Origin of the sequence: Brachybacterium ginsengisoli, from assembly GCF_002407065.1 — a bacterium.
GTDB lineage: Bacteria > Actinomycetota > Actinomycetes > Actinomycetales > Dermabacteraceae > Brachybacterium > Brachybacterium ginsengisoli.
In genome coordinates, this window is the sequence record NZ_CP023564.1 from 936,052 (window position 1) to 960,230 (window position 24,179).

Annotated in this window: 26 protein-coding genes, 1 tRNA gene and 1 pseudogene; 15 read left to right on the forward strand and 13 right to left on the reverse strand. The window is 69.9% G+C overall.

All coding sequences use genetic code 11. The features are described from left to right. Nucleotides 1-10 precede the first annotated feature (10 nt). Nucleotides 11-295 carry a GlsB/YeaQ/YmgE family stress response membrane protein gene (locus tag CFK41_RS04020; RefSeq protein ID WP_096798510.1) on the forward strand — a complete coding sequence of 95 codons (285 nt, stop codon included), beginning with the start codon at nt 11-13 and terminating at the stop codon, nt 293-295. Nucleotides 296-400: 105 nt separating this feature from the next. Here the strand turns inward: CFK41_RS04020 and CFK41_RS04025 are convergent, their stop codons facing one another. Next, a complete protein-coding gene (locus CFK41_RS04025) occupies nt 401-1,054 on the reverse strand; it encodes an IMPACT family protein (RefSeq protein WP_096798511.1) in 654 nt (217 codons plus the stop codon). A 97-nt stretch (nt 1,055-1,151) separates the two neighbouring features. On the opposite strand from CFK41_RS04025, the gene CFK41_RS04030 reads away from it, so the two are divergent. Next, a complete protein-coding gene (locus CFK41_RS04030) occupies nt 1,152-1,823 on the forward strand; it encodes a hypothetical protein (protein ID WP_096798512.1) in 672 nt (223 codons plus the stop codon). Between the two features lie 90 nt (nt 1,824-1,913). Here CFK41_RS04030 and CFK41_RS04035 read toward each other — a convergent pair whose 3' ends face one another. From CFK41_RS04035 to ectA, 3 genes are all read right to left on the reverse strand, one after another. Next, a complete protein-coding gene (locus CFK41_RS04035; protein WP_096798513.1) occupies nt 1,914-2,306 on the reverse strand; it encodes an ectoine synthase in 393 nt (130 codons plus the stop codon). A 107-nt stretch (nt 2,307-2,413) separates the two neighbouring features. Continuing rightward, complete coding sequence (ectB, locus tag CFK41_RS04040) at nt 2,414-3,733, reverse strand: diaminobutyrate--2-oxoglutarate transaminase (protein ID WP_096798514.1); 1,320 nt, start codon at nt 3,731-3,733, stop codon at nt 2,414-2,416. 94 nt (nt 3,734-3,827) lie between these two features. After that, a complete protein-coding gene (gene ectA / locus CFK41_RS04045; RefSeq protein WP_096798515.1) occupies nt 3,828-4,367 on the reverse strand; it encodes a diaminobutyrate acetyltransferase in 540 nt (179 codons plus the stop codon). A gap of 341 nt (nt 4,368-4,708) precedes the next feature. On the opposite strand from ectA, the gene CFK41_RS04050 reads away from it, so the two are divergent. The 3 genes from CFK41_RS04050 (at nt 4,709) to CFK41_RS04060 (ending at nt 7,437) form a co-directional block, all read left to right on the forward strand. Continuing rightward, complete coding sequence (locus tag CFK41_RS04050; protein ID WP_096798516.1) at nt 4,709-6,217, forward strand: alanine/glycine:cation symporter family protein; 1,509 nt, start codon at nt 4,709-4,711, stop codon at nt 6,215-6,217. A gap of 75 nt (nt 6,218-6,292) precedes the next feature. Next, a complete protein-coding gene (locus tag CFK41_RS04055) occupies nt 6,293-7,339 on the forward strand; it encodes an acyltransferase family protein (RefSeq protein ID WP_096798517.1) in 1,047 nt (348 codons plus the stop codon). A 26-nt stretch (nt 7,340-7,365) separates the two neighbouring features. Continuing rightward, nucleotides 7,366-7,437, forward strand: a tRNA-Lys gene (locus CFK41_RS04060). A gap of 195 nt (nt 7,438-7,632) precedes the next feature. On the opposite strand, the gene CFK41_RS04065 is transcribed toward CFK41_RS04060, so the two are convergent. After that, nucleotides 7,633-8,541: an ABC transporter substrate-binding protein gene (locus CFK41_RS04065; RefSeq protein ID WP_096798518.1), complete on the reverse strand. Its 909-nt coding sequence runs from the start codon at nt 8,539-8,541 to the stop codon at nt 7,633-7,635. A 74-nt stretch (nt 8,542-8,615) separates the two neighbouring features. Then, nucleotides 8,616-9,185: pseudogene (locus tag CFK41_RS04075) on the reverse strand (cysteine hydrolase). 123 nt (nt 9,186-9,308) lie between these two features. Between CFK41_RS04075 and CFK41_RS04080 the strand changes: the two are divergent. From CFK41_RS04080 to CFK41_RS17900, 4 genes are all read left to right on the forward strand, one after another. Then, on the forward strand, nt 9,309-9,734 hold the full coding sequence (locus tag CFK41_RS04080; RefSeq protein ID WP_227873202.1) for a MarR family winged helix-turn-helix transcriptional regulator: 426 nt from the start codon (nt 9,309-9,311) through the stop codon (nt 9,732-9,734). 11 nt (nt 9,735-9,745) lie between these two features. Further along, nucleotides 9,746-10,714, forward strand: a complete 969-nt coding sequence (locus CFK41_RS04085; RefSeq protein ID WP_096800931.1) for a zinc-binding alcohol dehydrogenase family protein — start codon at nt 9,746-9,748, stop codon at nt 10,712-10,714. 32 nt (nt 10,715-10,746) lie between these two features. Next, nucleotides 10,747-10,986 carry a hypothetical protein gene (locus CFK41_RS04090; RefSeq protein WP_096798522.1) on the forward strand — a complete coding sequence of 80 codons (240 nt, stop codon included), beginning with the start codon at nt 10,747-10,749 and terminating at the stop codon, nt 10,984-10,986. 1,513 nt (nt 10,987-12,499) lie between these two features. After that, nucleotides 12,500-12,670, forward strand: a complete 171-nt coding sequence (locus tag CFK41_RS17900) for a hypothetical protein (protein WP_169928783.1) — start codon at nt 12,500-12,502, stop codon at nt 12,668-12,670. Between the two features lie 174 nt (nt 12,671-12,844). Here the strand turns inward: CFK41_RS17900 and CFK41_RS04095 are convergent, their stop codons facing one another. From CFK41_RS04095 to CFK41_RS04105, 3 genes are all read right to left on the reverse strand, one after another. After that, nucleotides 12,845-13,159, reverse strand: a complete 315-nt coding sequence (locus CFK41_RS04095) for a TIR domain-containing protein (RefSeq protein ID WP_096798523.1) — start codon at nt 13,157-13,159, stop codon at nt 12,845-12,847. Between the two features lie 48 nt (nt 13,160-13,207). Then, a complete protein-coding gene (locus CFK41_RS04100; RefSeq protein ID WP_151904668.1) occupies nt 13,208-13,645 on the reverse strand; it encodes a GNAT family N-acetyltransferase in 438 nt (145 codons plus the stop codon). Between the two features lie 110 nt (nt 13,646-13,755). After that, on the reverse strand, nt 13,756-14,091 hold the full coding sequence (locus CFK41_RS04105; protein ID WP_096798525.1) for a hypothetical protein: 336 nt from the start codon (nt 14,089-14,091) through the stop codon (nt 13,756-13,758). A gap of 502 nt (nt 14,092-14,593) precedes the next feature. Here CFK41_RS04105 and CFK41_RS04110 point away from each other — a divergent pair. From CFK41_RS04110 to CFK41_RS04120, 3 genes are all read left to right on the forward strand, one after another. Further along, complete coding sequence (locus CFK41_RS04110; RefSeq protein ID WP_096798526.1) at nt 14,594-16,021, forward strand: hypothetical protein; 1,428 nt, start codon at nt 14,594-14,596, stop codon at nt 16,019-16,021. Further along, entirely contained in the window at nt 16,018-16,629 is a 612-nt protein-coding gene (locus CFK41_RS04115) for a uridine kinase family protein (RefSeq protein ID WP_227873203.1), read from the forward strand. The genes CFK41_RS04110 and CFK41_RS04115 overlap by 4 nt, the downstream gene beginning before the upstream one ends. A 191-nt stretch (nt 16,630-16,820) precedes the next feature. After that, the gene (locus CFK41_RS04120; protein ID WP_096798527.1) at nt 16,821-18,104 is read left to right on the forward strand and encodes an MFS transporter; all 1,284 of its coding nucleotides are present in this window, start codon (nt 16,821-16,823) and stop codon (nt 18,102-18,104) included. Between the two features lie 45 nt (nt 18,105-18,149). Here the strand turns inward: CFK41_RS04120 and CFK41_RS04125 are convergent, their stop codons facing one another. Next, on the reverse strand, nt 18,150-18,977 hold the full coding sequence (locus tag CFK41_RS04125) for an aldo/keto reductase (RefSeq protein WP_096798528.1): 828 nt from the start codon (nt 18,975-18,977) through the stop codon (nt 18,150-18,152). Between the two features lie 40 nt (nt 18,978-19,017). Then, nucleotides 19,018-20,220: an MFS transporter gene (locus tag CFK41_RS04130; RefSeq protein ID WP_096798529.1), complete on the reverse strand. Its 1,203-nt coding sequence runs from the start codon at nt 20,218-20,220 to the stop codon at nt 19,018-19,020. A gap of 152 nt (nt 20,221-20,372) precedes the next feature. Between CFK41_RS04130 and CFK41_RS04135 the strand changes: the two genes are divergently transcribed. The 3 genes from CFK41_RS04135 to CFK41_RS04145 all read left to right on the forward strand — a co-directional run bounded on the left by CFK41_RS04135 (nt 20,373) and on the right by CFK41_RS04145 (nt 23,229). After that, complete coding sequence (locus CFK41_RS04135) at nt 20,373-20,834, forward strand: MarR family winged helix-turn-helix transcriptional regulator (protein WP_096798530.1); 462 nt, start codon at nt 20,373-20,375, stop codon at nt 20,832-20,834. A 102-nt stretch (nt 20,835-20,936) separates the two neighbouring features. Next, nucleotides 20,937-21,866: an aminoglycoside phosphotransferase family protein gene (locus CFK41_RS04140; RefSeq protein WP_096798531.1), complete on the forward strand. Its 930-nt coding sequence runs from the start codon at nt 20,937-20,939 to the stop codon at nt 21,864-21,866. A gap of 106 nt (nt 21,867-21,972) precedes the next feature. Further along, nucleotides 21,973-23,229 carry a Mur ligase family protein gene (locus CFK41_RS04145; protein ID WP_169928784.1) on the forward strand — a complete coding sequence of 419 codons (1,257 nt, stop codon included), beginning with the start codon at nt 21,973-21,975 and terminating at the stop codon, nt 23,227-23,229. 51 nt (nt 23,230-23,280) lie between these two features. On the opposite strand, the gene CFK41_RS04150 is transcribed toward CFK41_RS04145, so the two are convergent. Together CFK41_RS04150 and CFK41_RS04155 are read right to left on the reverse strand one after the other, a co-directional pair. After that, on the reverse strand, nt 23,281-23,514 hold the full coding sequence (locus CFK41_RS04150; RefSeq protein WP_174705956.1) for a hypothetical protein: 234 nt from the start codon (nt 23,512-23,514) through the stop codon (nt 23,281-23,283). Nucleotides 23,515-23,624: 110 nt separating this feature from the next. Then, complete coding sequence (locus tag CFK41_RS04155; protein WP_096798533.1) at nt 23,625-24,086, reverse strand: VOC family protein; 462 nt, start codon at nt 24,084-24,086, stop codon at nt 23,625-23,627. Nucleotides 24,087-24,179: the final 93 nt, after the last annotated feature.

Genomic DNA, 24,179 nt, shown 5'->3' on the forward strand with positions numbered 1-24,179 from the left:
AGAAACGATCATGGGCCTTCTCTGGGCAATCATTTCCTGGATCATCATCGGCGCGATCATCGGTCTCATCGCTCGGGCCATCATGCCCGGCAAGCAGGCCATGGGCCTCGGCCTGACGATCGTCCTGGGTGTCATCGGCGCGATCGTCGGCGGATTCATCGGCGGCCTCCTCGGGGGCAACGGCGTCAGCGGCATCCTGTCGAACCCGTGGAGCATCGGGACCATCCTGCTCGCCGTGATCGGTGCGTTGATCGTCATGGTCATCTACGGCCTGGTCACGAAGAACCGCGCCTGACGCGATCCTCCCGGGCTCCGAGCCCCCACCTCGGACCCGCAGCACGGCGGCGCCGTCCCGGATCTCCGGGCGGCGCCGTCGTCGTGCGTGGAGGGGCCGGGCGGTTCAGAGCGGGACGTCGGCCGTGCGCCGCCCCGCCTCCTCCACCGGGTGGCGGCCGGAGGACCAGCGGGCGGTGTCGGCGCGCAGGGCGTCGAGGTCCTGCGCGGCCACGAGCACGGTCAGGATCGCGCTGCGCGAGGAGTACTGCGTGGGCTCGACGCTCGCGCCCTGGGCGGCGGCCCAGATCCTCACCGCGTTCTCCGCGATGCCCACCTCCGCCGGGGGCACCTCGATCCGCGCCACCGCGAGCTCGGTGCGCCGCAGCAGCGGGGCGGCCGCCACCGCCTGCTCGACCCCCGCGGTGTAGGCGCGCACCAGCCCGCCGGCGCCGAGCTTCACCCCGCCGAAGTAGCGGATCACGATCGCGAAGGTGTCCACGAGCCCGGCGTGGAGCAGCGACTGCAGCATCGGCATCCCCGCGGTCCCCGCGGGCTCGCCGTCGTCGTTCGAGCGGTGCATGACGGCGCGGTCCGCCGTCTCGCCGATCACGAGCGCGGTGCAGTGGTGACGGGCATCGGGGTGCTGGGCGCGAGCGGTGCGCAGCAGGGCATCCGCCTGTTCCACCTCCTGTACGCGGTGCAGGCGGGTGAGGAACCTCGATCGCTTCTCGACCAGCTCCGTCTCGACGTCATCGGCGAGGACCAGAGCATCGGGCATGCCCTGGAGTCTAGGCCGAACAGGGCCGGACTCCGTGATCGGAGGTCACGGGGGCGCTAGCCTGTGAGCGCATCCCTCACCTTCTCAGGAGCTCGCCGTGACCCAGCCTCCGCAGTCCTCGTCCCCCGGACCTCTCTCCCCGCAGAACGGCCCGTACGGGCAGGGCGGTGTCCCCTCGCCGGGGTCCGCTCCCCAGCAGGGCTTCGGCCCGCCCCAGCAGGGGTACTCCCAGGCCCCGCAGGGCGTCGGGCAGGCCCCCGCGAAGAAGCCCTCCAAGGCGCCGAAGATCCTCATCATCCTCGGCGCGGTGCTCCTCGCGCTCAGCCTGATCATCGGCGTGGTGCTCGCGGTGATCGGCATCGGCGGCGTCGTGGGAGGCACCCAGGACCTCGAGGTGTTCGACTCCGGCAGCGGCACGATCACGGCCGAGGAGGGCGAGTCCCTCCAGATCTTCGCCGAGGAGGGCGCGCCCGCCCCGAGCTGCACGGTCGACGGCCCCTCGGTGGGGGAGGGCACCTCGCAGAGCAGCACAATCGGCATCGGCGGCAGGTCGTGGGTGTCGGTGGACTCCTTCACGGCCGAACAGGCCGGTGACTACACCGTCACCTGCGGCGACAGTCCGATCGCGGTGGGCCCGCCGGTCTCCATCGGCGGCATCTTCGCAGGCGTCGGCGGCATCCTGCTGGCCGTCTTCGGCGGGGCGCTCGGATTCCTGCTGCTGCTCATCGGCGTGATCCTGGTGATCGTGCGGAAGAAGAGGACCGCCTGATCGCAGCGGATCCCGGCACCCGGTGCCGGACACGACGGAGCCCGGCAGGAGTGATCTCCTGCCGGGCTCCGTCGTCGTCGGGCGCCGGGCTCAGGCGTCCTCGGTGATCAGCGGGTACACGCCGTTCTCGTCGTGGACCTCGCGGCCCGTGACCGGCGGGTTGAACACGCACACGCACTTGATCTCGGTGCGGGGGCGCACGATGTGCTTGTCGTGGTCGTTGAGCAGGTAGAGGCTGCCGGGGGCGAGTTCGTGGATCTCACCGGTGGCGAGGTCCTCGATGGTGCCCTCGCCCTGCGTGATGAAGACGGCCTCGATGTGGTTGGCGTACCAGAAGTAGCTCTCGGTGCCGGCGTAGAGGGTGGTCTCGTGGACGGAGAAGCCCACGCCCTCCTTGGCCAGGATGATGCGCTTGGAGCGCCAGTTCTCCGACGTGATGTCGGCGTCGGTGCCTTCGACCTCTGCGAGGGTGCGGACGAGCATGGGGGATTCCTTCCGGTGGATGGTCCAGGGTCAGGGGTCTGCGCGGGTGGGCCCCGGCGCAGAGCGTCGGCCCGTCGACGGCTGCCGACGGGCCGACGAGAGGGTGGTCAGGCGGCGAGCGACTCGTCGACGGCGGCCTCGATGATGTCGAGGCCCTTCTCGAGGAGCTCCTCGGGGATGGTGAGGGCGGGCAGCAGCTTGACGACCTCGTCGGAGGGGCCGGAGGTCTCCACCAGCAGGCCCTCCTCGAAGGAGCGCGCGGCGATCGCGCCGGCGATCTCGCCGGTGGGCATCTGCAGGCCGCGGGCGAGGCCTCGGCCCTTGACGATCAGCTCGTGCTCGGGGTGCTTCGCCGCGATGCGGTTGAAGCGGCTCTCCACATAGGCGCCCTTGGCGATGGTCGCCTTCTCGAACTCGTCATCGCCCCAGAACAGCTCGATGGCCTTGGTGGCGGTGGCGAAGGCCGGGCCGAAGCCGCGGAAGGTGCCGTTGTGCTCGCCGGGCTCCCAGATGTCCAGCTCGGGCTTGATGAGGGTGAGCGCGAGCGGGTGGCCGTAGCCGCTGATCGACTTCGAGAGGGTGACCATGTCCGGCTCGATGCCGGCCTCCTCGAAGCTGAAGAAGCCACCGGTGCGGCCGCAGCCCATCTGGATGTCGTCGACGATCAGCAGGATCTCGTGCTTCTTGCAGAGGTCCGCGAGGCCGCGCAGCCACTCGGCGCGGGCCGCGTTGATGCCGCCCTCGCCCTGGACCGTCTCGACGATCACGGCCGCGGGCTTGTTCAGGCCGGAGCCGCCGTCGATGAGCATGTGCTCGAGGTACATGAAGTCCGGGACGATCTGGCCGAAGTAGTCGTCGAAGGGCATCGGCGTGGAGTGCACCAGCGGGATGCCGGCGCCGCCGCGCTTCATCGAGTTGCCGGTGACGGAGAGGGCGCCGAGCGTCATGCCGTGGAAGCCGTTGGTGAAGCTCACGACGGACTCGCGACCGGTCACCTTGCGGGCCAGCTTCAGCGCGGCCTCGACCGCGTTGGTGCCGCCGGGGCCGGGGAAGGCGACCTTGTAGTCCAGGCCGCGGGGGCTCAGGATCTTCGCGTCGAAGGTCTGCAGGAACTCGCGGCGCACGTCGGTGAACATGTCCAGGCCGTGCACCACGCGGTCCTCGAGGTAGTGGTCGATGACGACCTTCTTGAGCTCGGGGTGGTTGTGGCCGTAGTTCAGGGTGCCGGCGCCGGCGAAGAAGTCGATGTACTCGCGGCCGTCCTCGGCGGTCAGGACGGAGCCCTTGGCGTGGGTGAACACGGTGGGCCAGCCGCGGGAGTAGCTGCGCACGCCCGACTCCAGCTCGGTCGGGTCGACGGTGGAGGCGCTGACCTGATCGGTCAGCTCGGGCTTCTCGGTGGTCTCGGTCTGTGCGGTCATGGTCATGACATCTCCTGAGGGGTCGATCGATGGTCTGGGGGGGGCGTCCGGGCGCGACGGGGCGCCCGGGCCGATGGGCTCCGGGGGCGGAGGAAGCGGGTCAGCGACCGCGCTGCAGGCCGGTGATCCGGTGGAGCAGCTCGGCGCCGTGGCCGTCGTCGGGGAAGTGGTGCTCCTCGAGGAGGTCGGCGACCTCCTCGTCGGCGCCGTGGCGCTCGGCGAAGGAGGCGAACAGTCGCTGGGAGGCGGCGTTGTCCGCCGTGATGGTGGTCTCCAGCGTCGTGATCTCGGGCAGCTCGGCGAGCAGATCGTCGAGGAGTCTCCCGGCGACCTTCTTCCCCCGCTGGGAGGCATCCACCGCGATCTGCCAGATGAACAGGGTCTCCGGCGCGGTGGGGCGCAGGTATCCGAGCACGAAGCCGACTCCCTGCCCGTCGCCCACGGCGAGGCGCGAGGTGGCCGCGAAGTCGCGGGCCATCAGCAGGTAGGCGTACGAGGTGTTCAGATCGAGCGTGCCGCTGTCGCGGGCGATCCGCCACATGGCGGCGCCGTCCTCCATCGCAGGAGGGCGGATGTCCAGGTCGGAGCCTGCTCCGGTGGCCTGGTCAGGGGTGGACGGGTGGTCTGCGCTGTGCGTCATCAACGGGCCCATATCGCCGTCCACGGTATCGAGAGCGGCGACGCTTGTGGAGCCCGGGGGGCGGGCCGAGGGGGTGTTCCACGGAGTGTCGTGACGGAACTGTGACTGTCGGGCATCTGAGAAACGGATTGTCGGACAGCCCCGGATCATTCGTGCCGACCTGCGGTGATGTTCACTGCGGGGTGCTGGATACCTGTCGGTCGAATCGCCGCATGTGGTGTGCGTCACGAGACCGCGATGCGGGACACGCCCTCGCGCGCGCGAGGAGCAAGGGTCCCCGGGGGCCGTGAGGAGCGCTCCGCCCGAGGGGCACGCGGAGCGTTCCCGATACGGTCGAGGCCATGAACCCCCTCGAAAAACTGAACGAGTTCCTCGGACATGCCGAGGGCTGGCTCTGGACCTGGGCAGGGATGCCCGTGGTCCTGGTGCTCGGCCTGTACTTCACGATCCGCACCGGCGCGGTGCAGCTGCGGATGATCCCGGCGATGCTCGGCGCGATCACCCAGAAGCCGCAGCGCGAGGAGGTGACCGGGGGCGAGGGCGCCTCCCAGCGCACCAAGTCGCTCAGTGCCTTCCAGGCGTTCTCGATCTCGGCGGCGGCCCGCGTGGGCACCGGCAACGTCTCCGGCGTGGCCGGTGCGATCTTCCTCGGCGGCCCCGGCGCGGTGCTGTGGATGTGGATCATGTGCATCGTGGCCGGAGCGGCGAGCTTCATCGAGTCGACCTTGGCCCAGCTGTGGAAGACCCGCGCCGAGGACACCTACAAGGGCGGCCCGGCCTTCTACATCCACCGCGGCCTCGGCAGCCGCGGATTCGGTGCGTTCTTCGCGATCCTGTTCATCTTCTGCTTCGCCTTCGCGTTCACCTCGCTGCAGGCCAACACCATCGTCGACGCCGTCACCGGCGCCGTCGCCCTGTACGCCGATCCCGAAGGCCTGCCCTGGCTGCCGGTGGTGCTGGGCATCGTGCTGGCGGCGCTGACCGCGGGGATCGTGTTCGGCGGGATGCGCCGCGTGGCAGGCGTGGCCCAGTCGATGGTGCCGATCATGGCGCTGCTGTACCTGATCATCGGCATCGTCATCGTGGGCATGAACCTCGGCGAGCTGCCGCGCGTGCTCACCCAGATCGTCACCGAGGCGTTCGCGCCGCAGGCCGTGATCGGCGGCGGCATCGGCGCCGCGATCGTCAACGGCGTCCAGCGCGGCATGCTCTCCAACGAGGCCGGCATGGGCTCGGTGCCCAACGTCGCCGCCACCGCCTCGGTGAGCCACCCCGTCAAGCAGGGGCTCGTGCAGACCCTCGGGGTCTACTTCGACACCCTATTGATCTGCTCCATCACCGCGTTCATCGTGCTGGTCTCCTTCCCGGACGTCTCTGCGGGCGGCGAGGGCCTGGTGATGGTGCAGGAGTCGCTGGCCTCGAACCTCGGCCCCTGGGCCGCGGTGCTGCTGGCCGCGATCATGTTCCTGCTCGCCTTCACCTCGGTGCTGGGGAACTTCTCCTACGGCGAGGCGAACATGCACTTCCTCACCGCCAAGCGCGGCTGGCACATCGCCTTCGGCGTGGCCGTGGTGGCGCTGGTGCTGATGGGCTCTGTGATCGCCGTGGACCTTGCCTGGACGATCGCCGGGGTGTCCATGGTGTTCATCGCCCTGATCAACCTCGTGGTCATCGCGCTGCTCACCCCCACCGCCCTGAAGCTGCTGCGGCACTACAACGCCCAGCGCGCCCAGGGCCTGGACCCGATCTTCCTCGCCTCCGATCTGCCGGAGATCAAGAACGTCGAGGTGTGGGAGGACGAGGACGTGGCCGACTACCAGCGCGAACGGGAGCTCGCCGCGCAGAGCTGACGCTCACCGGATCTGCACACCGAGGTCGCTCGGTGTTCATCGAGGCGGTGGTTCGGTCTCCTACGCTCCCGGGCGATGAGATCGACCCCGCCACCTCCGCCCTTCGCCCCGACCGAGCGCCAGCACTGGATGGACCTGGTGCGCGGCGGGGCGATCCTGCTGGTGATCGCGCATCATCTGCGCATCCTCCAGCAGATCTGGGACGGCGGCACGCCCTGGGTGATGCTGGAGCTCTCCGAGGGGTTCGCGCCCTTCCGGATGCCCACGCTGCTGTTCGCCTCCGGGCTGCTGCTGGCGCGGTCCCTGCGGAAGCCGGCCGGGCAGTTCCTGCGGGGCAAGGTGCGGGGGCTGCTGTGGCCATGGCTGCTGTGGTCGGCCGTGATGCTGGCGATCCTGGGGTGGGGCAACGCCACGAACCCGCTGTGGTGGGTGAACGGGATGTACACCTGGTTCCTCATGGCGCTGTTCCTCTACTACCTCGCCGGGCTGATCACGCGGCGCCTCCACCCCGGCTGGCTCGCGCTGGCGAGCATCGTGGGCTGGGCGGCGATGCCGCTGCTGGGCATCGAGTACGACATGACCGGGCCGCGACCGGACAAGTTCGTCTACTACGCGGTGTTCTTCTTCGCCGGCGCCGCCCTGCACCGGACCCTCGCCGAGCGGCGGATCCCCTGGGTGATGCTCGCCCCGGCCCTGGCGATCGCCGCCGCGTGGGGGCTGCGCGCCGCCCACCAGGACCGCGAGCCCGTCACCCCGGTGATCGCCCAGGTGGTGGTGCTGATCGCGGTGATCGCCGCGGTGGGGGTGGCCCAGCGACTCCCACGCCTGCGTGCGCTGCGGCCCCTGGAGTGGCTGGGGCGGAACTCGATCGTGCCCTACCTCGTGCACCTGCCGGTGCTCGAGCTGCTCATGCGCCACCTCGACCTCCCGCCGAGCGCGGGGAGCGCCGTGCTGTGCTTCGCCGTGACGCTCGGCGTGTGTGCACTCGCGATCTGGCTGCGGCCGGTGACCGGGTTCCTCTACGCGTTCCCGTCGTCGCGCCGGCGGCCGACGGACGTGGAGATGCCGCAGCCGGTCCCGGGCTCTGAACGGCCGTCCGAGCGGGAGCCGGTGCGCCGGTAGGATGGACGCGCCCGCTCAGCGGGCGCGGGCCTGTAGCTCAGTGGTAGAGCATCGGACTTTTAATCCGCGGGTCGTGGGTTCGATACCCACCGGGCCCACTGGTCAGAGCCACTTCTAGCCCTCTTTAGCCCTTCGCCCTTAGTGCTTTGACAGCAACGGAACCGCGACTGAGTTTCGGGTCGGGTGTTTGGGGGCCTGAGGCGCAATGCCCGCGTCTTCGTCGTTCGTGGGTCACCACGTCGACCAGTCGGCCCGTAACGGGCCACCGGCTACGAGTCATTCTCTCGAACCCGTCACTCCAAGTGTTCTTCAAGCCACTCGGCAGCGAGGTTTCCTGCGGACGACTGTTCCTCGACGCTTCGGGTGTTCAACTCGAGCAGTCCTTCGGGGGTGAGTTCGGCGCTGATGTCATTGATGATCTCGGCGGCCTGGTCGTCGATCTTCTCGCTCGCGAGAGGAACTACGTGCGAGGAGAGGAGTAGGCCCTTGGGGTCCTCGAGCTGTACGAGGTCTTCGTCGCTGAGCGATGGGGAGCCGGTGTAGAGGACGGCGAGGTCGATGTCCCCGTCGGTGAGGGCCTTGACGGTGAGTGGGCCGCCGCCGTCCTCGACGGGAGTGAAGTCCACGCTCACTCCGTAGACCTCGGAGAGTCCTCGGGGGCCGATCGGTCGCTCGGCTCCTTCGGAGTTTCCGCCGAGGGTGAGCGCATGCGGGACGTCAGCGAGGTCTGCGACCGAGGTGACACCATACTTCTCGGAGAAGTCCTTAGACACGACATAGGCGTCTTGATCCGTGGCGGGGGAGGCGTCGAGGATTCGCAGGTCGGAGGGCGCGGCGTCGACCAGGGCGGGGTAGACATCCTCTTCGCGTCGATCCTGGGTGTCGGGGCTCCAGTACTGCAGGAGTGGGCCGGTGTACTCGGGGAAGAGGTCGATCGCGCCGGCTTCGATCTCCGGGAGGTAGACCTCGCGTTGACCGATTCGGAACTGGCGTTCGACGGGGTACCCGGCTTCCTCGAGCGCCTGGGCGTAGATCTCCGCGATGATCTCGTTGGAGTAGTACTCCTGTGAGCCGATCACGATCGCCTCTTCCGAAGCTCCAGCGCCGGATAGTGGATCGCTTCCGATCTCGCAGGCAGCGATAGCGAGTGCTGCCGCTGCGGTGGCGGCGATGACGGGCACGTAGCGGGACAGGCGGGGCATGAGTTTCCTCGGAGTTCAGCGGTGACGGCTGGTTCACCACGGGCGCAGAGCGGCCAGAGGTGTGGGGGACGTAGTCAGGAACGGAGCGCAGTGATGACCGAGTCGGTGTCGGCGATGGTCGCGATGTTCTGCAAAGCGAAGTTCAGTTCCGCGTGCTGCCACCCCGCGCTCAGGGCCGAGGTGGCGTCGGCGACGGCGGTGACGTCGTATCCGTGGTCTGCGGGATCGCGGATGCCGTGCTCAACTGCCATGTTCGACTACGCGCCGACGACGACCAGGTCCGTCACCGCGAGGTCACGGAGCATGTGGTCGATCCCCGTGCCGTTGAAGATGCTCATCCGGTTGCGGTCCAGCACGATCTCGCCGTCGAGCGGGGCGAGCTCATCGACGATCTCTGCGCCCCAGGTGCCAAGCTTGAAGGACTCGGGGCCGAGCATTCGGAAGATCGGGTCGTTGCTGCCGCCGACCTCACCGGGGTAGACGACGATCCGGTGGAAGAACACCGGAGTGCTCGTGGCGCGCGTGGTCTCCACGATGTTCAGCACGTTCGGAATCACGTGCTGGCTGGCGGCGTGGTCGGCGGCACCGGTGGACGCGAACGCCCCTTCCGGGTGCACGGTGTCGTTCTGCATGTCGATGACGATGACGGCGGTCTTACGGCTTCACGCATGATGTTCTCCAGTTCCACGACGACAGCTCACCCCTCCATGCAGGGCACGACACCACCATAGCTTCTCCAGAAGCAGCTTCCTGATATGCTTTATCGCATGATGGAAGCCTTCGACGCCCTCGTGCGTACCGAGACCGAACTGTGGAACCTGGTGGAGTCCGACCTCCGCGATGCCGGGGCAGCAGGCCTGGGCACCCTCCAGTCCTTGCGCGTGCTCCATAGGCGCGAGGGTCGCGGGCGGGTTCGCGATCTCTGTGACGAGTTGGCGATCACCACTGGCGCCGCCAGCAAGCTCACCGATCGCCTCGAGGGCGCGGGACTGATCGCGAGGGCCCCCCACCCTGAGGACCGGCGCTCCTCCTTGCTCCAGCTGACCCCGGAGGGGGAGGACGTGCGAGTTACGGGCGAGGAACGCGCTCGCGCTCTGATCGGCCAGGTGATCGAGCCGGAGGATGCCGCCAGCCTCGAAGCGGTTCTCGAGCGGATCCGTACCCGGATCAGCGAAGCGGAGCCTGCGTCATGAGGGGCGATCGCATGAAGGCCGTCGTCATCGACCAGACGGGCCCACCCGACGTGCTGCACGTGCGTGAGGTCCCTGCGCCCGTGCCGGCGACCGGTGAGGTCCTGATCAGGGTGCACGCTTTCGGACTGAACCGCTCCGAGCTGCACTTCCGGCAAGGGCTCGCTGAGAGCGGATCCCTGCCGCGCGTCCCCGGCATCGAGGCAACCGGGACCATCGTCTCCGCGCCGGGAACAGATCTCACCGAAGGCACCCAGGTGATGACGATGATGGGCGGGATGGGTCGTGCCTTCGACGGTGGCTACGCCGAGTACGTGCTCGTGCCCGCCCAGCAGGTCATCCCCTTCCACAGCAACCTGCCCTGGGAGCAGCTCGGCGCGGTGCCCGAGATGCTCCAGACCGCGTACGGCTCGCTCACCGTCGGTCTCGATGCGCAACCGGGACAGTCCCTGCTGATCCGCGGCGGCACCTCCTCGATCGGACTCGCACTAGCCGTCCTCGCAAAGCGGCAGGGCCTCACCGTCCTATCGACCACGCGCCGGCCCGAAGCGCGCCCACAGCTCGAGCAGGCAGGTGTGGACCACGTCCTCATCGATGACGGTGACATCGCCGCCCAAGTGCGTCGCCTCCAGCCAGAAGGTGTGGATACGGCCGTCGAGCTCGTTGGGGTGAATGCCCTCAAGGACACGCTCCGCGCCGTCAGCATCGGCGGAACAGTCTGCTTCACCGGCATGCTCTCGGACCAATGGACCATCGACTCGTTCTACCCCATGGACTGGCTACCGAACGGGGTACGCCTGACCGCCTACTCTGGTGAAGCCGCTGACCTCCCGTCCAATGTTCTCCAATCGTTCCTCGATGACGTCACCACCGGAGACGCCGTCATCCCCCTTGGCAACGTGTACGGCATCGACGACATCATCGAGGCGCACCGCGACATGGAAGCCGGCCGCGTCGGCGGCAAGGGCGTCGTACTCCTCTGACCACTGACCACACCCCGCACGAGGGGACTAGCATGCGAGAACTCCCCACCGAACACCTCCGCCTCGACACCCTGCCCGAGGGCACGCACCTCAGATCGGTGACAGCGGTCCCCGGCATCGTCGACGGCCGCGCCAGCACCAGAATCTTTCTCACCCAAGAGATCGCCCGGCACGGAACCCCCGGCGTGGACTACGTCGACCAGCCGACCATGGCGCGCCTCCCCTGGAGTTCACAACCGGGCAGATCAGCGTTGACATCCATTCCCAGCTGACCATCGAAGCCCCGGACTACGCGCGCGGCTTCGCAGGACTCGCCTTCCATGTCACCCCGGAGCTCGACCGCTTCGAAGCCATATACCTCCGCCCCACCAACGGCACCCTCACCAACACGGACCCACCTCGGAACACTCGCGGCATCCAGTACTTCGCCTACCCCGACTGGCCCGTCGACCGACTGCGCGAAGAGCACCCAGGCGGCACCTACGAAGCCGCGGCCCCCATCGCCCCCGGCCGCTGGTTCCGGCTTTCAATCGACGTCGCCGCTGACAGGATCACCGCGTCTGTCGACAATAGCGAGGTCCTTCACGTCCAGACCCCGCTCGCGCGACCATCACTCGGAGCAATCGGCCTCTTCGTCGACATCGGCACCGACGCCCACTTCGCAAACCTCACAATCACGCCCAGCCGAGCCTAGGTGTAGTTGGCCATGGCGTTGCCCACCTGGAGGCCGTGGTGCTGCGGTGTCCCTTGAACAGGGCTTAGCCAGGATAGCTAGCAGAGAGGTTTGCATAAGTTCTCCGCCGGGGCGGATCTGAGGCGGCTGCGGATCTGACAGCAATGCTGACAGCAACACGATGGCGTCCGGTCGGTTTGCTCGGGTCGCATCGTCGTGTTGACCTGCTAAAACATGATCGTTCGCGCATGTCTTGGCGGACTCTTACTCCGCGGGTCGAGGGTTCGATCCCCACCGGGCCCACCGCTTGTCGGGGCAATTCTGCGCAGCCGAAGAGAGCGCTCCGGAGTACCCCGGGCCGTTCCCCGACTGTCGGAGAGCGGTCTGTTGCGGACCTGGGTCGGATCGGGCCCGACAGGCGTGCCGGAACACTTCGAATCCTCCTTTCTCGTACACGATGACCGCCGCGGTCCTCGCCGCCGATCTGTAGGCCGAGCCGAAGGCGGCGGGGCGCCGCTTCCCGCAGTTCACCAGTGCGGCCTCGACTGAGCTCGTGGGCCGTCCGTCGCGCCCCCGGGCAGCACGTCTGGCTCACGACAATGACGACGAGCAGCTCGACGGAGATCATGGTCAGCCCACCGGGCGGGAGCGGGATGTGCCGCGTGCCCGCGGGAGGCGTTGCCGGCGAGATGCGACCCTCATCGCGGCCCAGGGGCCGGGATGAGGGCTTTCGTCGAACGGACCGCTCAGTGAGTTTCAAGAGTTCAGCGAACCATCTTGCGCGGCACTCGTGACCGTGTCCGGAGAGAAGCCCACATGCGGTGCTCAGCCGCTGAGCAAGCGGAACGCGGTCCGGCTCGACGCCTCCGAGCGATGCAGAGATCTGACTCCGGTCCGCAGAGAGCGTGCGCCTCTTCCGAGGTCGAACGGATGATTCGTAGCCGACAGGGAGGCCGGATTGGCCGTGACGCTGTGCGGTTCGAGACGTCGGTCGAGCCTTCCCCCGCGCGGTCCCGTCGGCTACTTTCCTCGTAGGTCCGGAGGAGTGAGAGTGCCCCGAATCGCGGTGCAGGACTTCTCGCCCGCAGGAGCTACTCACTTCGGGAGTTCGCATGGAAGCACGCTCGCTCGAACTGTCAGATCCCGACCGCGATGCGCTCACCGTGTTCCGCGACGACACCGGAATCTGGATGACCTGCACCAGCGGAGATCACGAAGTGACGGTCGGGCCGCTGGCACTGGAGCCGCTCACACGCTGGTTCGCGGCGACGCCGCCCCAGTAGCTCCGTGGAATCGAGACGTGCTCTGCCCGTGTGGGTGCTTCTCGTGGCATCAGTCGTCTCGAGGCCCAGGGGCGAACCCGTCGATCCTCCCTCGAACGAACTCTGTGCCTCGCTCGCCGTGGCCGGGGCGCTGTCCGACGGCATCGACGGCGACGGATGAAGTCATCCTCCTGGTCAGCCCCTGTCGGAATGCAGGAACGACACCGCCGTACCGCTGGCTCGGGCGTAGTCGATCTCGCGACTCGTGGACTCGCCGATGTAACCGCCGGGGTTGACCACCACGATGCGATCGGCCAGATCGATCTTGCGCAGATGCAGCTCGCCCAGCAGAGCCCTCTGTTCCTCGGAGATGCCGTCCTCAGGCCCTCCGAGCTCACCGGGCGCGAGCACGATCGCGCCTGCGAGGGTCAGCTCGCGGTTCGCCGCCCGCATCTCCGCGGAGAACCGGAGGGAGCCGCACAGGCACACGATCTCGGGGCGCTCGGTCATGGCCAACGGTCTCACGGCGCAGCGAGAGATTCGCCGACAGCGTCCGACCTACCGGAACTGCTTCTTGAAGTAGGTCGCCGAGTCCTCGTACCCGATCGAGGAGTAGAAGCCCTGCGCCCGGCGGGTCGCGACGGCCAGGTAGGCGATGTCCGAGCGATCACGGGCCCAGGACTCCGCGGCCTCCATGAGGGCGCGGCCGGCGCCTGAGTCGCGCCGTTCCGGGGCAACCATCAGCTCCTCCACCCACCCGATCGCGCCGTCGGCGTGGAAGGCCTCGTGCGTGAGCACATGGACGTAGCCGATGATGCGCTCCCCGTCGGTTGCGACGAGCACGGTGGCCTGCGGATCGGCAGTGATCCGGCCCAGGATCTCGGTGAAGGCCGTGCGAGTGGGCCGATACGAGGTCGCGAGCGCCTCCGCCAGCGGCCAGATCTGCGCGGCATCGTCGATGGTCGCTTCGCGGATCAGGGGAGTCTGCGGCTGCATGCGGACGATGCTAGCCGCGCCGGCCACGGCAAGGCGCTGCCCTCGCTCTTCCCTCTGCACGCACTGGACTGTGGCACTGTCGCGTGAGGGGCGAGCGGGAGATCCGCTGCTCAGCCGTGCAGCGTCGCGGACAGGCCGTCGACGAACTTCGTGATCGTCTTGGTGTTCTTGCGACCGTCCATGAGCGCCCGGGGCGAGCCGTCGACGTTGTCGTAGTCGATGACGACGTTCGTGCCGGATCCGGTGGGAGTCAGGGTGAGCACCACGGCGGTACCCCAGTTCATGGCCGTGCGCTTGGTGGAGACCTCGAAGCGCATCTGGTCCTGGCTCACCGATCCGAGATGGTGCCCCTGCTCACGGCAGTGCTCGGTGATGGCAGTGCGGACTGCATCGACGTCGTCGGAGTACGACTTCTCGAGAGTTCCGTTGGAGGCGAACAGGCCCATGGGTATTCCGATCTCGGGGAGGGGCGAAGAGTTTCGGACAGTAGCAAGATCACGGTGTCGCGTCGATGGCCCTCGTCCGCCGGTCCTGGCCCGAGATGGGCCTGCACCTCCCGATAGGCTCGTTCCCAGGGGGTACATCACCGCGCCCAACAGAGCTGAGCACGTGAGAGGGACGCACATGTCGGAGTCGAATCAACCTTTCGGCGACCAGGGGAATGCAGGGAACCCGGGTGGGGGATACCCGGGACAGGATTCCACCCGGTACGGGTACGATCAGGGACGTCCGGCGACGCCGCACGCCGGGCAGGGCGGGCAGGTCCCGTCGGCCCCGCAGTTCGGTTCGCCCAGCGGGTACCCGTCGGCCCAGCCGACGTCCGCCTCCTCGGCCCCGCCCGCGTCCGCCGGATCCGCGGCGCCGAGCCCCTGGGCCGCGTCCGCGCCGTCGGCGGCCGGCGCGCCGGATGGTTCCGGTGCCCCGAGCGGTGCGCAGGGCGCGCAGGCCGTGTCCGCTGCGCAGGTCGGGGCGACGCTGGGCAAGATCGGGATCGGCAACCCGCTGCCCACCTTCGCCGTCGGAGCGATCGCGTACGTCGTGGCCCTCGTGGCCTCGCTGGTGGTGATCGCCTCCGCCTTCATCGCCTCGCTCTCCCTGGACACCGGTGATCTCACCGGAGGCGCCGACCCGACCGGCGGCGCCGGCTCCTCGGGAGGCGGCGGCGGAGCGGAGGTCATCCTGGGCCTGCTGGGGCTCCCGTTCCAGCTGGTCTCCCTGGCCACGTTCGGCTCCTACGAGATGGAGCTGAACCTCGGCTTCCTCGGCAACGCCACCATGAGCCTCCGCGGGATGCCGCTGCTGATCACCCTCGCGATGGTCCTCGCCGCCTTCCTCGCCGCACGCTTCACCCAGCGCCGGTGGGGGAGCAACGGGGTCCTCGGCGCGCTGGTGTGGTCCGGGATCTCCGGGCTCGCCGTCGCGATCTTCGCCGTCATCGTCGTGCGGCTCACCGCGTTCTCCGTCCAGGACGATGAGCTGGGGCTCTCGGTCTCGATGCACTCCGCCGGGTTCGACATGTTCCTCGGCACCTGGTTCCTCATCGGCATGCCGCTGTTCCTCGGCCACCTCGCCGGGATGACCAAGCCCAGCTGGTGGCCGATGGTCGCGGACCTCGCCGCCGCGCCGCGCCTCGCGATCGTCCACGCCCTGACCTTCGCGCTCCCGGTGGGAGTGCTGGCGATGCTGGGCGGTGCGATCGGGATGATGGCCGAGGGCGACGGGCGCTCCGCGCTCTCCCTGCTCCTGGCGCTGCCCGTCTGGGGGCCGACCGCTCTCGCGCTGCTCCCCGGGCTGGGGATGCTGGTCGTGCCCGTGCACATGAACGCCCAGGGCAGCGTCGAGGAGCTGGGGATGGAGCGCACCGCCGAGTTCCTGTGGTTCTTCGACCTGCCCTGGTACCTGTGGATCCCCATGGTGCTGATCGCGCTGGTGGTGCCGCTGATCATCGCGGTGCTGTGGAACCGGGACCGTGAGATCGCAAAGGGCGACATCGCCGCCCAGGTCGTCTCCTGGGCCGCGCTGCCGCTCGCGTACGGCACTTGCTCGATCATCCTGCTCGCGCTGGTCTGGACCAGCATGTCGATGGAGATGGCGTTCCTGGGGAACCTCACCGTGAACTTCGGGCTCGCCGCCTGGATGCCCGTGGTCGCCTTCTTCCTCGGTGCCGTGATCGAGGCGATCTCCCGCTTCGGCGCTCCCTTCGTGGACCGTTTCGTGCCCGGCGTGCTGGTCAACTGGTTCCGTCGCTCGGCGCGGGCGCGCCGCACGGAGCAGGCATCGGCGGCCGACGCGGCTGCGCCGAGCGAGTATCCGGCGTCGCCGTACGGACAGGCCTCGCCGTACGGGCAGGGGCCCGCGTCCGGCACGGGCTGGTGAACGCGGGGGCGGCTGCGAGCGGTCGGAGCGAGGTCCTTCGCTCCGTCGGGGCGGTCGCCGCCCTCGTCGATCAGACGCATCGGGAGGCGGGCCACCCGATCGTCGCGGGGATCTCCGGGTTCGGCGGGTCGGGCAAGTCGACGCTGGCCCGCAGCCTGGAATCCGCTGTGCAGGGCGCCGTGCGGATGCGAGGGGACGACTTCCTGGACCCGGCCCGCTCCCATCGTCGATCGACGGACTGGGACGGCGTCGATCGGGAGCGGCTCATGCATGACGTCCTCCTTCCTTTCCGTGACCGGCGTGAGGCCACGTTCCAGCGCTTCGACTGGTCCCGGCGCGCCCTCGGGGAGCCGAAGCCGGTTCCCCGGGGCGAGGTGATGCTCGTGGACCTCATCGGCCTGTTCCACCCCAGCACCGAGGCGGCGCTGGACCTGCGGATCTGGTGCGACGTCGACCTCGAGACCGCCACCGCCCGGGGACTCGCCCGCGATGCGGCGATCGGCCGGAAACACGAGACGCTGTGGAAGGACGTGTGGGTCCCCAACGAACGCGACTTCTCCGAGCGGTTCGATCCGCGCGGCGCTGCAGAGGTGCTTTTCGCGGGGTAGCTGGTACCGGGTTGCGGAACAACACACGAACGTCGAGCGGACCGCCGCCCCGTGGCAGCTCGCCAGGCGCTCGCGCTGCGCCGCCTGGATCCTCCGCCACCGATCCGACATACTCCATCAGCTGGGCCTCTGACCGACCACGCCCCACCACCACCACCACCACCGACAGCCACCGGGAAGCAGGGAGCCGCGTGCACGATCCGCTGCAGCGGCGCACCCTCGCCGTGCTCGTCGTCTCCCAGATCCTCGGCACCATCGCCCTCGGCGTCACCCCGTCGATCGGGATCCTGCTCGCCGGCGAGGTGATGGACAGCGAGGCCTGGGCGGGGCTCGCCCGCACCTCCTCCACCCTCGGAGCCGCGCTGCTGGGCATCCCGCTGGGCACCCTCGCCGCGCGTCGAGGCCGACGCGTCGCGCTCACCACCGGCTGGTGGACCGCCGCGGCGGGCGGGGCCCTGCTGGTCGCCGCCGCGCAGTGGCACCTGGTGGCGGCCCTGTTCCTGGGCCTGCTGCTCACCGGCGCCGGCACCGCGGCCGGCCTGCAGTCCCGGTTCGCCGCCACCGACCTCGCCGCCCCCGAGACCCGCGCCCGCTCGCTCTCGCTGGTGATGTGGATGGGGGCGACCGGCAGCGTGATCGGCCCGAACCTCGGCGTGCCGGGGGAGGCGCTCGGCGCCGCGACGGGCCTGGACGCCTATGCCGCCGCGTTCCTCCTCGCCGCCGTCGCCTCGCTGCTCGCCGGCGGCGTGATCCTGTTGATGCTGCGCCCGGACCCGCTGCACGTCCTCGCCCGACGGCGATCGGAGGAGAGCGGAGAGCCCGCCGCGTATCTCCCCGTCGGCCGACGCCCCGGGACCCAGGAGCGGTTCGCGCGGATGATCGCGGAGCTGCGTGCGAACCGGCGCGCCCGCACGGCGCTCGTGGCGCTTCTGACCTCGCAGGTCGTGATGGTCTCGCTGATGACCATGACCCCGGTGCACATCGCGCACCAGGGCGGGTCGCTGAGCGTGGTGGGCGTGACGATCAGCCTGCACGTGCTGGGGATGTTCGGCCTCGCGCCCGTGGTGGGCCATCTCGTGGACCGGCTCGGCCACCGCGCCGTGGCGGGCATCGGCCTGGTCCTCTTCGCCTTCTCGCTGGGGCTGGCGGTCCTCGCCTCGGAGACGATGGGCGGGGTGATCGCCTCGCTGATCCTGCTGGGACTGGGCTGGTCGTTCCTCAACGTCGCGGGGTCGGCGATGTTCTCCACCGTCATCGCCGACAGCTCACGGGCCTCGGCGCAGGGCGGGGCGGATGCCCTGTCCAACCTGTGCGGCGCGACGGCGGCGTTCCTCGCCGGCCCGCTGATGGCCGCGACCGGCTTCCCGGCGCTCGGGATCCTCGCCGCGGTGGTGATGATCCCGATCCTCATCCTCGTGCTGCGGCCCTCGGCCTGGGCCGGCCCCGGGACCACCGCCGCGACGACGGCGGCGTGAGAGGGCACGAACCGCCCCCTCACGCCGCCGTCGGACTCCCGACCCTCAGCCGTTGAACTCGGCGGGGTGCGGGCCCGTGCGCTGACCGCGGTCCAGGGCGTCGATCGCGGCCATCTCCGCCTCGCTCAGCGTGAAGTCGAGGACGTCGAGGTTCGCGGCGATCCGTGCCGGGGTCACCGACTTCGGGATCACGATGTTCCCGTGCTGCAGGTGCCAGCGCAGCACCACCTGCGCCGCCGAGACGCCATGCGCGGCGGCGGCCTCGACCACCGGAGCCTCGCCCAGCACCGCGCCCTGCGCCAGCGGGCTCCAGGCCTCGGTGGCGATCCCGAGCGCGGCGTTCGCCGCGACCGTCTCACGGTTCTGCAGTGCGGGGTGCAGCTCGATCTGGTTCACCGCGGGGACCGCGCCGCCCAGGCCGACGACCCGGTCGAGGTGCTCGGGCAGGAAGTTCGAGACGCCGATGCCACGGGTGAGCCCGGCCGCGCGCAGATCCTCGAAGCCCTGCCAGGTCTGCAGGTAGACGTCGGTCGCCGGGGCGGGCCAGTGGATGAGATACAGGTCCACGCTCGCAAGGCCCAGCCGCTCCAGGCTCGCCTCGAGGGCCGGACGCGCCGCCCCGCGGCCGTGGTCGTCGATCCACAGCTTGGTGGTGACGAACAGGTCCTCCCGAGCGATGCCCGAGGCGGCGAGAGCGCGACCCACGCCGTGCTCGTTGCCGTAGATCATCGCGGTGTCGATGCTGCGGTAGCCGGCCTCGAGCGCGGACTCGACGGCCTGCTGGGCCTGGTCGTCGGGGACCTGGAAGACGCCGAAGCCGAGCTGCGGCATGGTCAGGCCGTCGCGGAGGGTGAGGGTGGGGAGGGTGGTCATGGTGACTCCTTCAGAGATCAGCGGAGGGACGGGGGAGCGGTCAGTGGGCGGGCGCGAGCGCGGGTTCGTCCGCCGCGGCCGTGGGGGTCGGGGCGAGCTCTCCGCCGCGCAGCCGGGCTGCGATCAGGTAGACGGCGAGGCCCACGAGGGTGATCGCGGCGCCGGCCCACAGCGGGGAGGTGTAGCCGAGGCCCGCGGCGAGGGTGAGCCCGCCGATCCAGGCGCCGACGGCGTTGCCCACATTGAACGCGGCGATGTTGGCACCGGAGGCGAGGGTCGGCGCGGCCGAGGCGTGGGCCATGATCCGCATCTGCAGGCCGGGCACGGTGGCGAAGCCGATGCCGCCCATGAGCACGAGCGCGATGATGGTCGCTGCCTTCGACTCGGCGGTGAGGGCGAACGCCGCGAGGATCACGGCGAGCAGCCCCAGCAGCACCGTGAGGGTCGCGAACAGGTTCCGGTCCGCGAAGCGACCGCCCAGCAGGTTGCCGGCGAAGAGGCCGGCGCCGAAGAGCACCAGCAGCCACGGGACGGTGCTGCTCGCGAAGCCGCTCACTCCGGTGAGGGTGAAGGCGATGTAGGTGAAGGCGCCGAACATGCCGCCGTATCCGAGCACGGTGACCAGCATGGACAGCCACACCTGGGGGCTGCGGAAGATCCGGAACTCGCCGAGCGCGCTGCCGGTGCGCGGGGCCGCCGGCGTGGCGGGGACCAGCAGCTGCACGCCCGCGAGGGCGATCAGGCCGATCACGGTGATGGCCCAGAAGGTGGCGCGCCAGCCGGCGGCCTGGCCCAGGAAGGTGCCCAGCGGCACGCCGGCGACGTTCGCCACGGTGAGGCCGGCGAACATGATGGAGATGGCCTGGCCGCGGCGGGCGGGGCCCACGAGATCGGCGGCGACGACCGCGCCGATGCCGAAGAACGCGCCGTGGCAGAGGGCCGCGACGATCCTCCCCAGCATCATCAGCGCGTAGGTGGGTGCGAGGGCGGAGAGCAGGTTGCCGGCGATGAACAGCACCAGCAGGCCCAGCAGGGCCTTCTTGCGATCCACGCGGCCCAGCAGGGTGGTCAGGCCGATGCCGCCGATCGCGACGGAGAGGGCGTAGCCGGAGATGAGATAGCCGGCCACGGTCTCGGTGACGGCGAAGTCTGCGGCCACCTCGGGCAGCAGGCCCATGATGACGAACTCGGTGAGTCCGATGCCGAAGCCGCCGAGGGCCAGGGCGTAGAGGGCTGCGGGCATGGGGGGAGCTCCTTGTACGGGGGGTGGGTGCCGGCTCGTCGGACGAAACAACCGGCGTCTGCAATCATTGCGTGCGCAACGAGATGAGATAGTTGCACACGCGGTCTAAGAGCGCAAGCTGTTAGACTCGCTCCCGACACGAGGAGGCCCACATGGGTATCGCGGATGATGCGGTGGAGATCCGAGCACGCGGCTGGCGGACTCTCACCGCTCTGCACGGACTGATCGAGGCGCGGCTCGAGCGCACCCTGCAGGACGAGCATGGCCTGTCGGTCGTGGAGTTCACGGTGATGGACGCCCTGAGCAGGCAGGACGGCTGGCACATGCGCATGCAGCAGCTCGCCCGCGCCGCCGCGCTCTCCAGCAGCGCGACCACGCGCCTGGTGACCCGTCTCGAGGATCGCGGTCTGCTCACGCGGGTCCTGTGCACGGACGATCGCCGCGGGATCTACACCGAGCTCACCCCGCCGGGGCATGCTCTGCTCGACGGTGCGCGACCCACCTATGACCGGGTGCTCGAGGAGGTCCTCGACGAGGCCTCGGACATGCCGGAGCTGAGCCCGCTGGTCGATGCCCTGCACGCCCGGGACGTCCTGGAGCCCACCGCCGGATGACGCCCGGCGTGACCCGTCGGCATGGTCGCGCCCGACGGCTGATCGAGCACTCCTGATCCACATCGCCCCCGTGGCCCGGTGAGCACCTGCGATGATGCCGAGATGGACCAACCGCTCCAGCTCCCGGAGGCCTTCCGGCGGCGCCTCCTCCATCAGAACCGGGCCACCGCCCCCTGGCTCGAGGACGTCCCGGACCACGCCCGATCGATGGTCCGGGACTGGGAGCTCACACCCGACGGGCAGCCGTTCTTCGGCGGCACCAGCATCGTGCTGCCCGTCCGCACAGCCGACGGCGACCCGGCCGCCCTCAAGCTGGTCTCTCCGCTCGCCGACGCCGCGCTCGAGGTGACGGCGCTGAGCGCGCTCGCCGGTCACGGCATGGTCGAGCTCCTGCGCTCCGACGCGGATCAGGGCGCCCTGCTGCTCGAGCGCCTCGCCGGTCCGACCCTCGTCGAGCACCCCGAGCCACTCGCCGCCGCGCGGATCGCCGGTCGGGTCGCGGCCCGCATCGCCGCGGTCCCCGCCCTATCGGATGCCCCGCGCCTGGCCGAGACCTCCCGCGCCTGGGGCCAGTCGTTCCAGGCCCAGCACGCCCGCGCCGTCGCAGACCGCCTCCCGCTCCCGGCCGGAGCGGGGGAGCGAGCCGCCGAGATCATCGACGACCTCGCCGAGGACACCTCGAGCACCCTCACCCACGGCGACCTCAGCTTCGCGAACGTGCTGCGCCGGGCGGAGGACGACTGGGTGGCCATCGATCCCGGCTGGCTGTGCGGTCCGGTCGAGAACGAGGCGCACACCGTGGTACGCAGCGTCCTGCCCGCCGTGCTCGACGCGCCGCGCCCACGCGAGGGTCTGCGGGCCGTGATCGAGGCCTTCTGCGAGACCGCCGGGGCGGACGTCGAACGGGCCGAGACCCTCTCCTACGCCCGCTTCGTCGCCTCCTACTTCTGGGAGGCCCAGCACACCGGGAGCACGGACGACATCGAGCGCCTGCACCGCGCCATCGAGCTCACCACCGCGCCACCGGACTGACCCTCACGAAGGGTCATCGGCGCGATGCGCAGCCCGTCGGCTCCCGATGTGGTGGGATGGGTGCGTCTCGTGGCCCGGGGTGGGCCGCTCGTCTCGGGGGAGTCGTATGAACCGGCAGGAGAATGACAGGATCCGGCCCGTCAGTCCGCCCGCGGGCCGCCCGCTGATCAGCGCGGTCACGGGCACCAACGGCAAGACCTCCGTCGCGACGGCGACGGTCCAGCTCATGAGGCTGGTGGGGTGGAGCGCCGCCGGGTACGACTCGACCGGGATCACCGATGTGGCCGGCGTGCTGCACGAGGCGCGACCCCGGCGCTCCCCGGACTACCTCCCCGAGCTGATCGAGCGGCAGGTGCAGGCCGGCGCGGAGGCCATCTCCCTCGAGGCGTTCGTGGGGATCCTCAAGGACGGACTGTTCGAGCGGGTCCCGGTGGACGTCGCCGTCTGCACCGGCCTCGAGCGCGACCATCTCGACGTGCACGGCAGCCTCGAGGCGTACTGGGGCGCGAAGCTGTCGCTGTTCTCCCAGCACCTGCGCGCCGACGGGGTGGCTGTGATGGCCACGGACTGCGTGCGGGGAGAGATGGTGCGCGAGGCCGTCGCGAGCCGCGGCGCCCGACTGCTGACGGTGGGCGAGGGCGGCGACGTGCACTTCACGGAGACCCTCGGATTCGGCGGGAAGCCCGCCGTGGGCAGGGCGGCCGACGGGGCGGCCCTCGGCAGCGGGGCTGAGGGCCGGGGGACGGTGGGCCTGCTCACCGTGGGGTCGCAGACGCTCGAGACCACCCTTCCCGTGCGGCACTCGATCGCGGTGACGAACCTGCTGCTCGCGGCGACCGCGGTGATCGCCGCCGGGGCCCCTGCCGAGGCCGTCGCCGCTGCGCTCTCCAAGGTCGCGCCACCGCCGGGCAGGTTGGAGACCATCTCCCTGCAGGACGGGATCACCGCGATGGTGGACACCGCGCACAACCCCGCGGCGCTGCGCACCGCGCTGGAGGCCGTACGGCGCGAGACCGAGGGTCGCCTCCTGGTGGTGTTCGGGGCCGGCGGGGAGCGGGATCGAGCGAAGCGCCCCGAAATGGGGGAGATCGCTGCGGCGCTCGCCGATGTCGTGGTGCTCACCGACGACAACCCGCGCCGCGAGCCGCCGCAGAGGATCCGCTCCGAGGTGAGGGCGGGCTGCCCGGAGTGCCTCGAGATCCCGCGACGATCCGACGCGATCCGGGCTGCGCTGCTGATGGCCCGGCCCGGGGACACGGTGCTCGTGGCCGGGAAAGGGGACGAGACCGTGCAGCTGGTGGGCACGGAGCGCCTTCCCCACGACGACCGCGCCGTGATCCGAGAGGCGCTGGCGCACCCCTGACAGGGTGATGCGCCGTGCCCGATCAGATCGGGCACGGCGCATCGAGGTCACTCAGACGAGGCCGCCGTCCGGGTCGTACCCGCCGTCCGGGTCGTAGCCCCCGTCGGGGTCATATCCGCCGTCGGGGTCATATCCGCCGTCGGGGTCGTACCCGCCGTCGGGATCCGAGCCCCCGTCCGGGTCATACCCACCATCCGGGTCGTACCCGCCGTCGGGGTCGTACCCGCCGTCGGGGTCGTAGCCCCCGTCGGGGTCGTAGCCTGTGGTCTCATCGATGCCGGTCATGATTCCCCCTCATGTGGTGCGTGAGCAGTGCCACACCGATTCAAACGGTCGATGCGGCTCCGCGCAAGGGGGAGACGGCGATGGATGCGGCTGCTGCGGCGAGCCTGCCGTCAGTCCAGGCAGAACTCGTTGCCCTCCGGATCGGCCAGCACGAGGAAGCCGATGCTCATCGGCGGCTCCGGCTCGTGACGCGCCAGCCGTGTCGCCCCGAGCTCGACGAGCTCCTCGCAGCGGGCTTCGAGCGCCGCCATCCGCTCGTCCCCGATGAGATCGGGCGCGGTGCGCACATCCAGGTGGACCCGGTTCTTGACGACCTTGTCCTCGGGGACGCGCTGGAAGTAGATCCGCGGGCCGTCGCCGTCGGGGTCCTCGAGAGCGGAGGCGCTGTTGCGCTCGTCCTCGGGAACTCCCATGCGTTCGAGGAAGGCGTCCCAGGCCGCGAGCGGGTCCTCGCCCTCGGCGAGCTCGACGCCGGGCGGTCCCGGATGCACGTACCCGAGCACCTCCCTCCAGAAGATCGAGACCGTGCGCGGGTCATGGACGTCGATGGTGATCTGGACGGTGGCGCTCATGGGTGCTCCCGAGAGGGTGAAGGATCGTGCGACGACGGCTGTCGACGCGGGTCGGCGATGCCTGCCCATCGTGTCGGCAGGAGAGGACAGATG

Bases quoted from the DNA above. Each gene is read 5' to 3' on its own strand.
- CFK41_RS04135 (WP_096798530.1), top strand. From the start codon at position 20,373: ATGGGTATCGCGGATGATGCGGTGGAGATCCGAGCACGCGGCTGGCGG.
- CFK41_RS04155 (WP_096798533.1), bottom strand. From the start codon at position 24,086: ATGAGCGCCACCGTCCAGATCACCATCGACGTCCATGACCCGCGCACG.
- CFK41_RS04100 (WP_151904668.1), bottom strand. From the start codon at position 13,645: ATGCAGCCGCAGACTCCCCTGATCCGCGAAGCGACCATCGACGATGCC.
- CFK41_RS04095 (WP_096798523.1), bottom strand. From the start codon at position 13,159: ATGACCGAGCGCCCCGAGATCGTGTGCCTGTGCGGCTCCCTCCGGTTC.
- CFK41_RS04055 (WP_096798517.1), top strand. From the start codon at position 6,293: ATGAGATCGACCCCGCCACCTCCGCCCTTCGCCCCGACCGAGCGCCAG.
- CFK41_RS04020 (WP_096798510.1), top strand. From the start codon at position 11: ATGGGCCTTCTCTGGGCAATCATTTCCTGGATCATCATCGGCGCGATC.
- CFK41_RS04140 (WP_096798531.1), top strand. From the start codon at position 20,937: ATGGACCAACCGCTCCAGCTCCCGGAGGCCTTCCGGCGGCGCCTCCTC.
- CFK41_RS04125 (WP_096798528.1), bottom strand. From the start codon at position 18,977: ATGACCACCCTCCCCACCCTCACCCTCCGCGACGGCCTGACCATGCCG.
- CFK41_RS17900 (WP_169928783.1), top strand. From the start codon at position 12,500: ATGGAAGCACGCTCGCTCGAACTGTCAGATCCCGACCGCGATGCGCTC.
- CFK41_RS04080 (WP_227873202.1), top strand. From the start codon at position 9,309: ATGATGGAAGCCTTCGACGCCCTCGTGCGTACCGAGACCGAACTGTGG.
- ectA (WP_096798515.1), bottom strand. From the start codon at position 4,367: ATGACGCACAGCGCAGACCACCCGTCCACCCCTGACCAGGCCACCGGA.
- CFK41_RS04050 (WP_096798516.1), top strand. From the start codon at position 4,709: ATGAACCCCCTCGAAAAACTGAACGAGTTCCTCGGACATGCCGAGGGC.
- CFK41_RS04105 (WP_096798525.1), bottom strand. From the start codon at position 14,091: ATGGGCCTGTTCGCCTCCAACGGAACTCTCGAGAAGTCGTACTCCGAC.
- CFK41_RS04150 (WP_174705956.1), bottom strand. From the start codon at position 23,514: ATGACCGGCATCGATGAGACCACAGGCTACGACCCCGACGGGGGCTAC.
- ectB (WP_096798514.1), bottom strand. From the start codon at position 3,733: ATGACCATGACCGCACAGACCGAGACCACCGAGAAGCCCGAGCTGACC.
- CFK41_RS04145 (WP_169928784.1), top strand. From the start codon at position 21,973: ATGAACCGGCAGGAGAATGACAGGATCCGGCCCGTCAGTCCGCCCGCG.
- CFK41_RS04090 (WP_096798522.1), top strand. From the start codon at position 10,747: ATGCGAGAACTCCCCACCGAACACCTCCGCCTCGACACCCTGCCCGAG.
- CFK41_RS04130 (WP_096798529.1), bottom strand. From the start codon at position 20,220: ATGCCCGCAGCCCTCTACGCCCTGGCCCTCGGCGGCTTCGGCATCGGA.
- CFK41_RS04085 (WP_096800931.1), top strand. From the start codon at position 9,746: ATGAAGGCCGTCGTCATCGACCAGACGGGCCCACCCGACGTGCTGCAC.
- CFK41_RS04025 (WP_096798511.1), bottom strand. From the start codon at position 1,054: ATGCCCGATGCTCTGGTCCTCGCCGATGACGTCGAGACGGAGCTGGTC.
- CFK41_RS04035 (WP_096798513.1), bottom strand. From the start codon at position 2,306: ATGCTCGTCCGCACCCTCGCAGAGGTCGAAGGCACCGACGCCGACATC.
- CFK41_RS04065 (WP_096798518.1), bottom strand. From the start codon at position 8,541: ATGCCCCGCCTGTCCCGCTACGTGCCCGTCATCGCCGCCACCGCAGCG.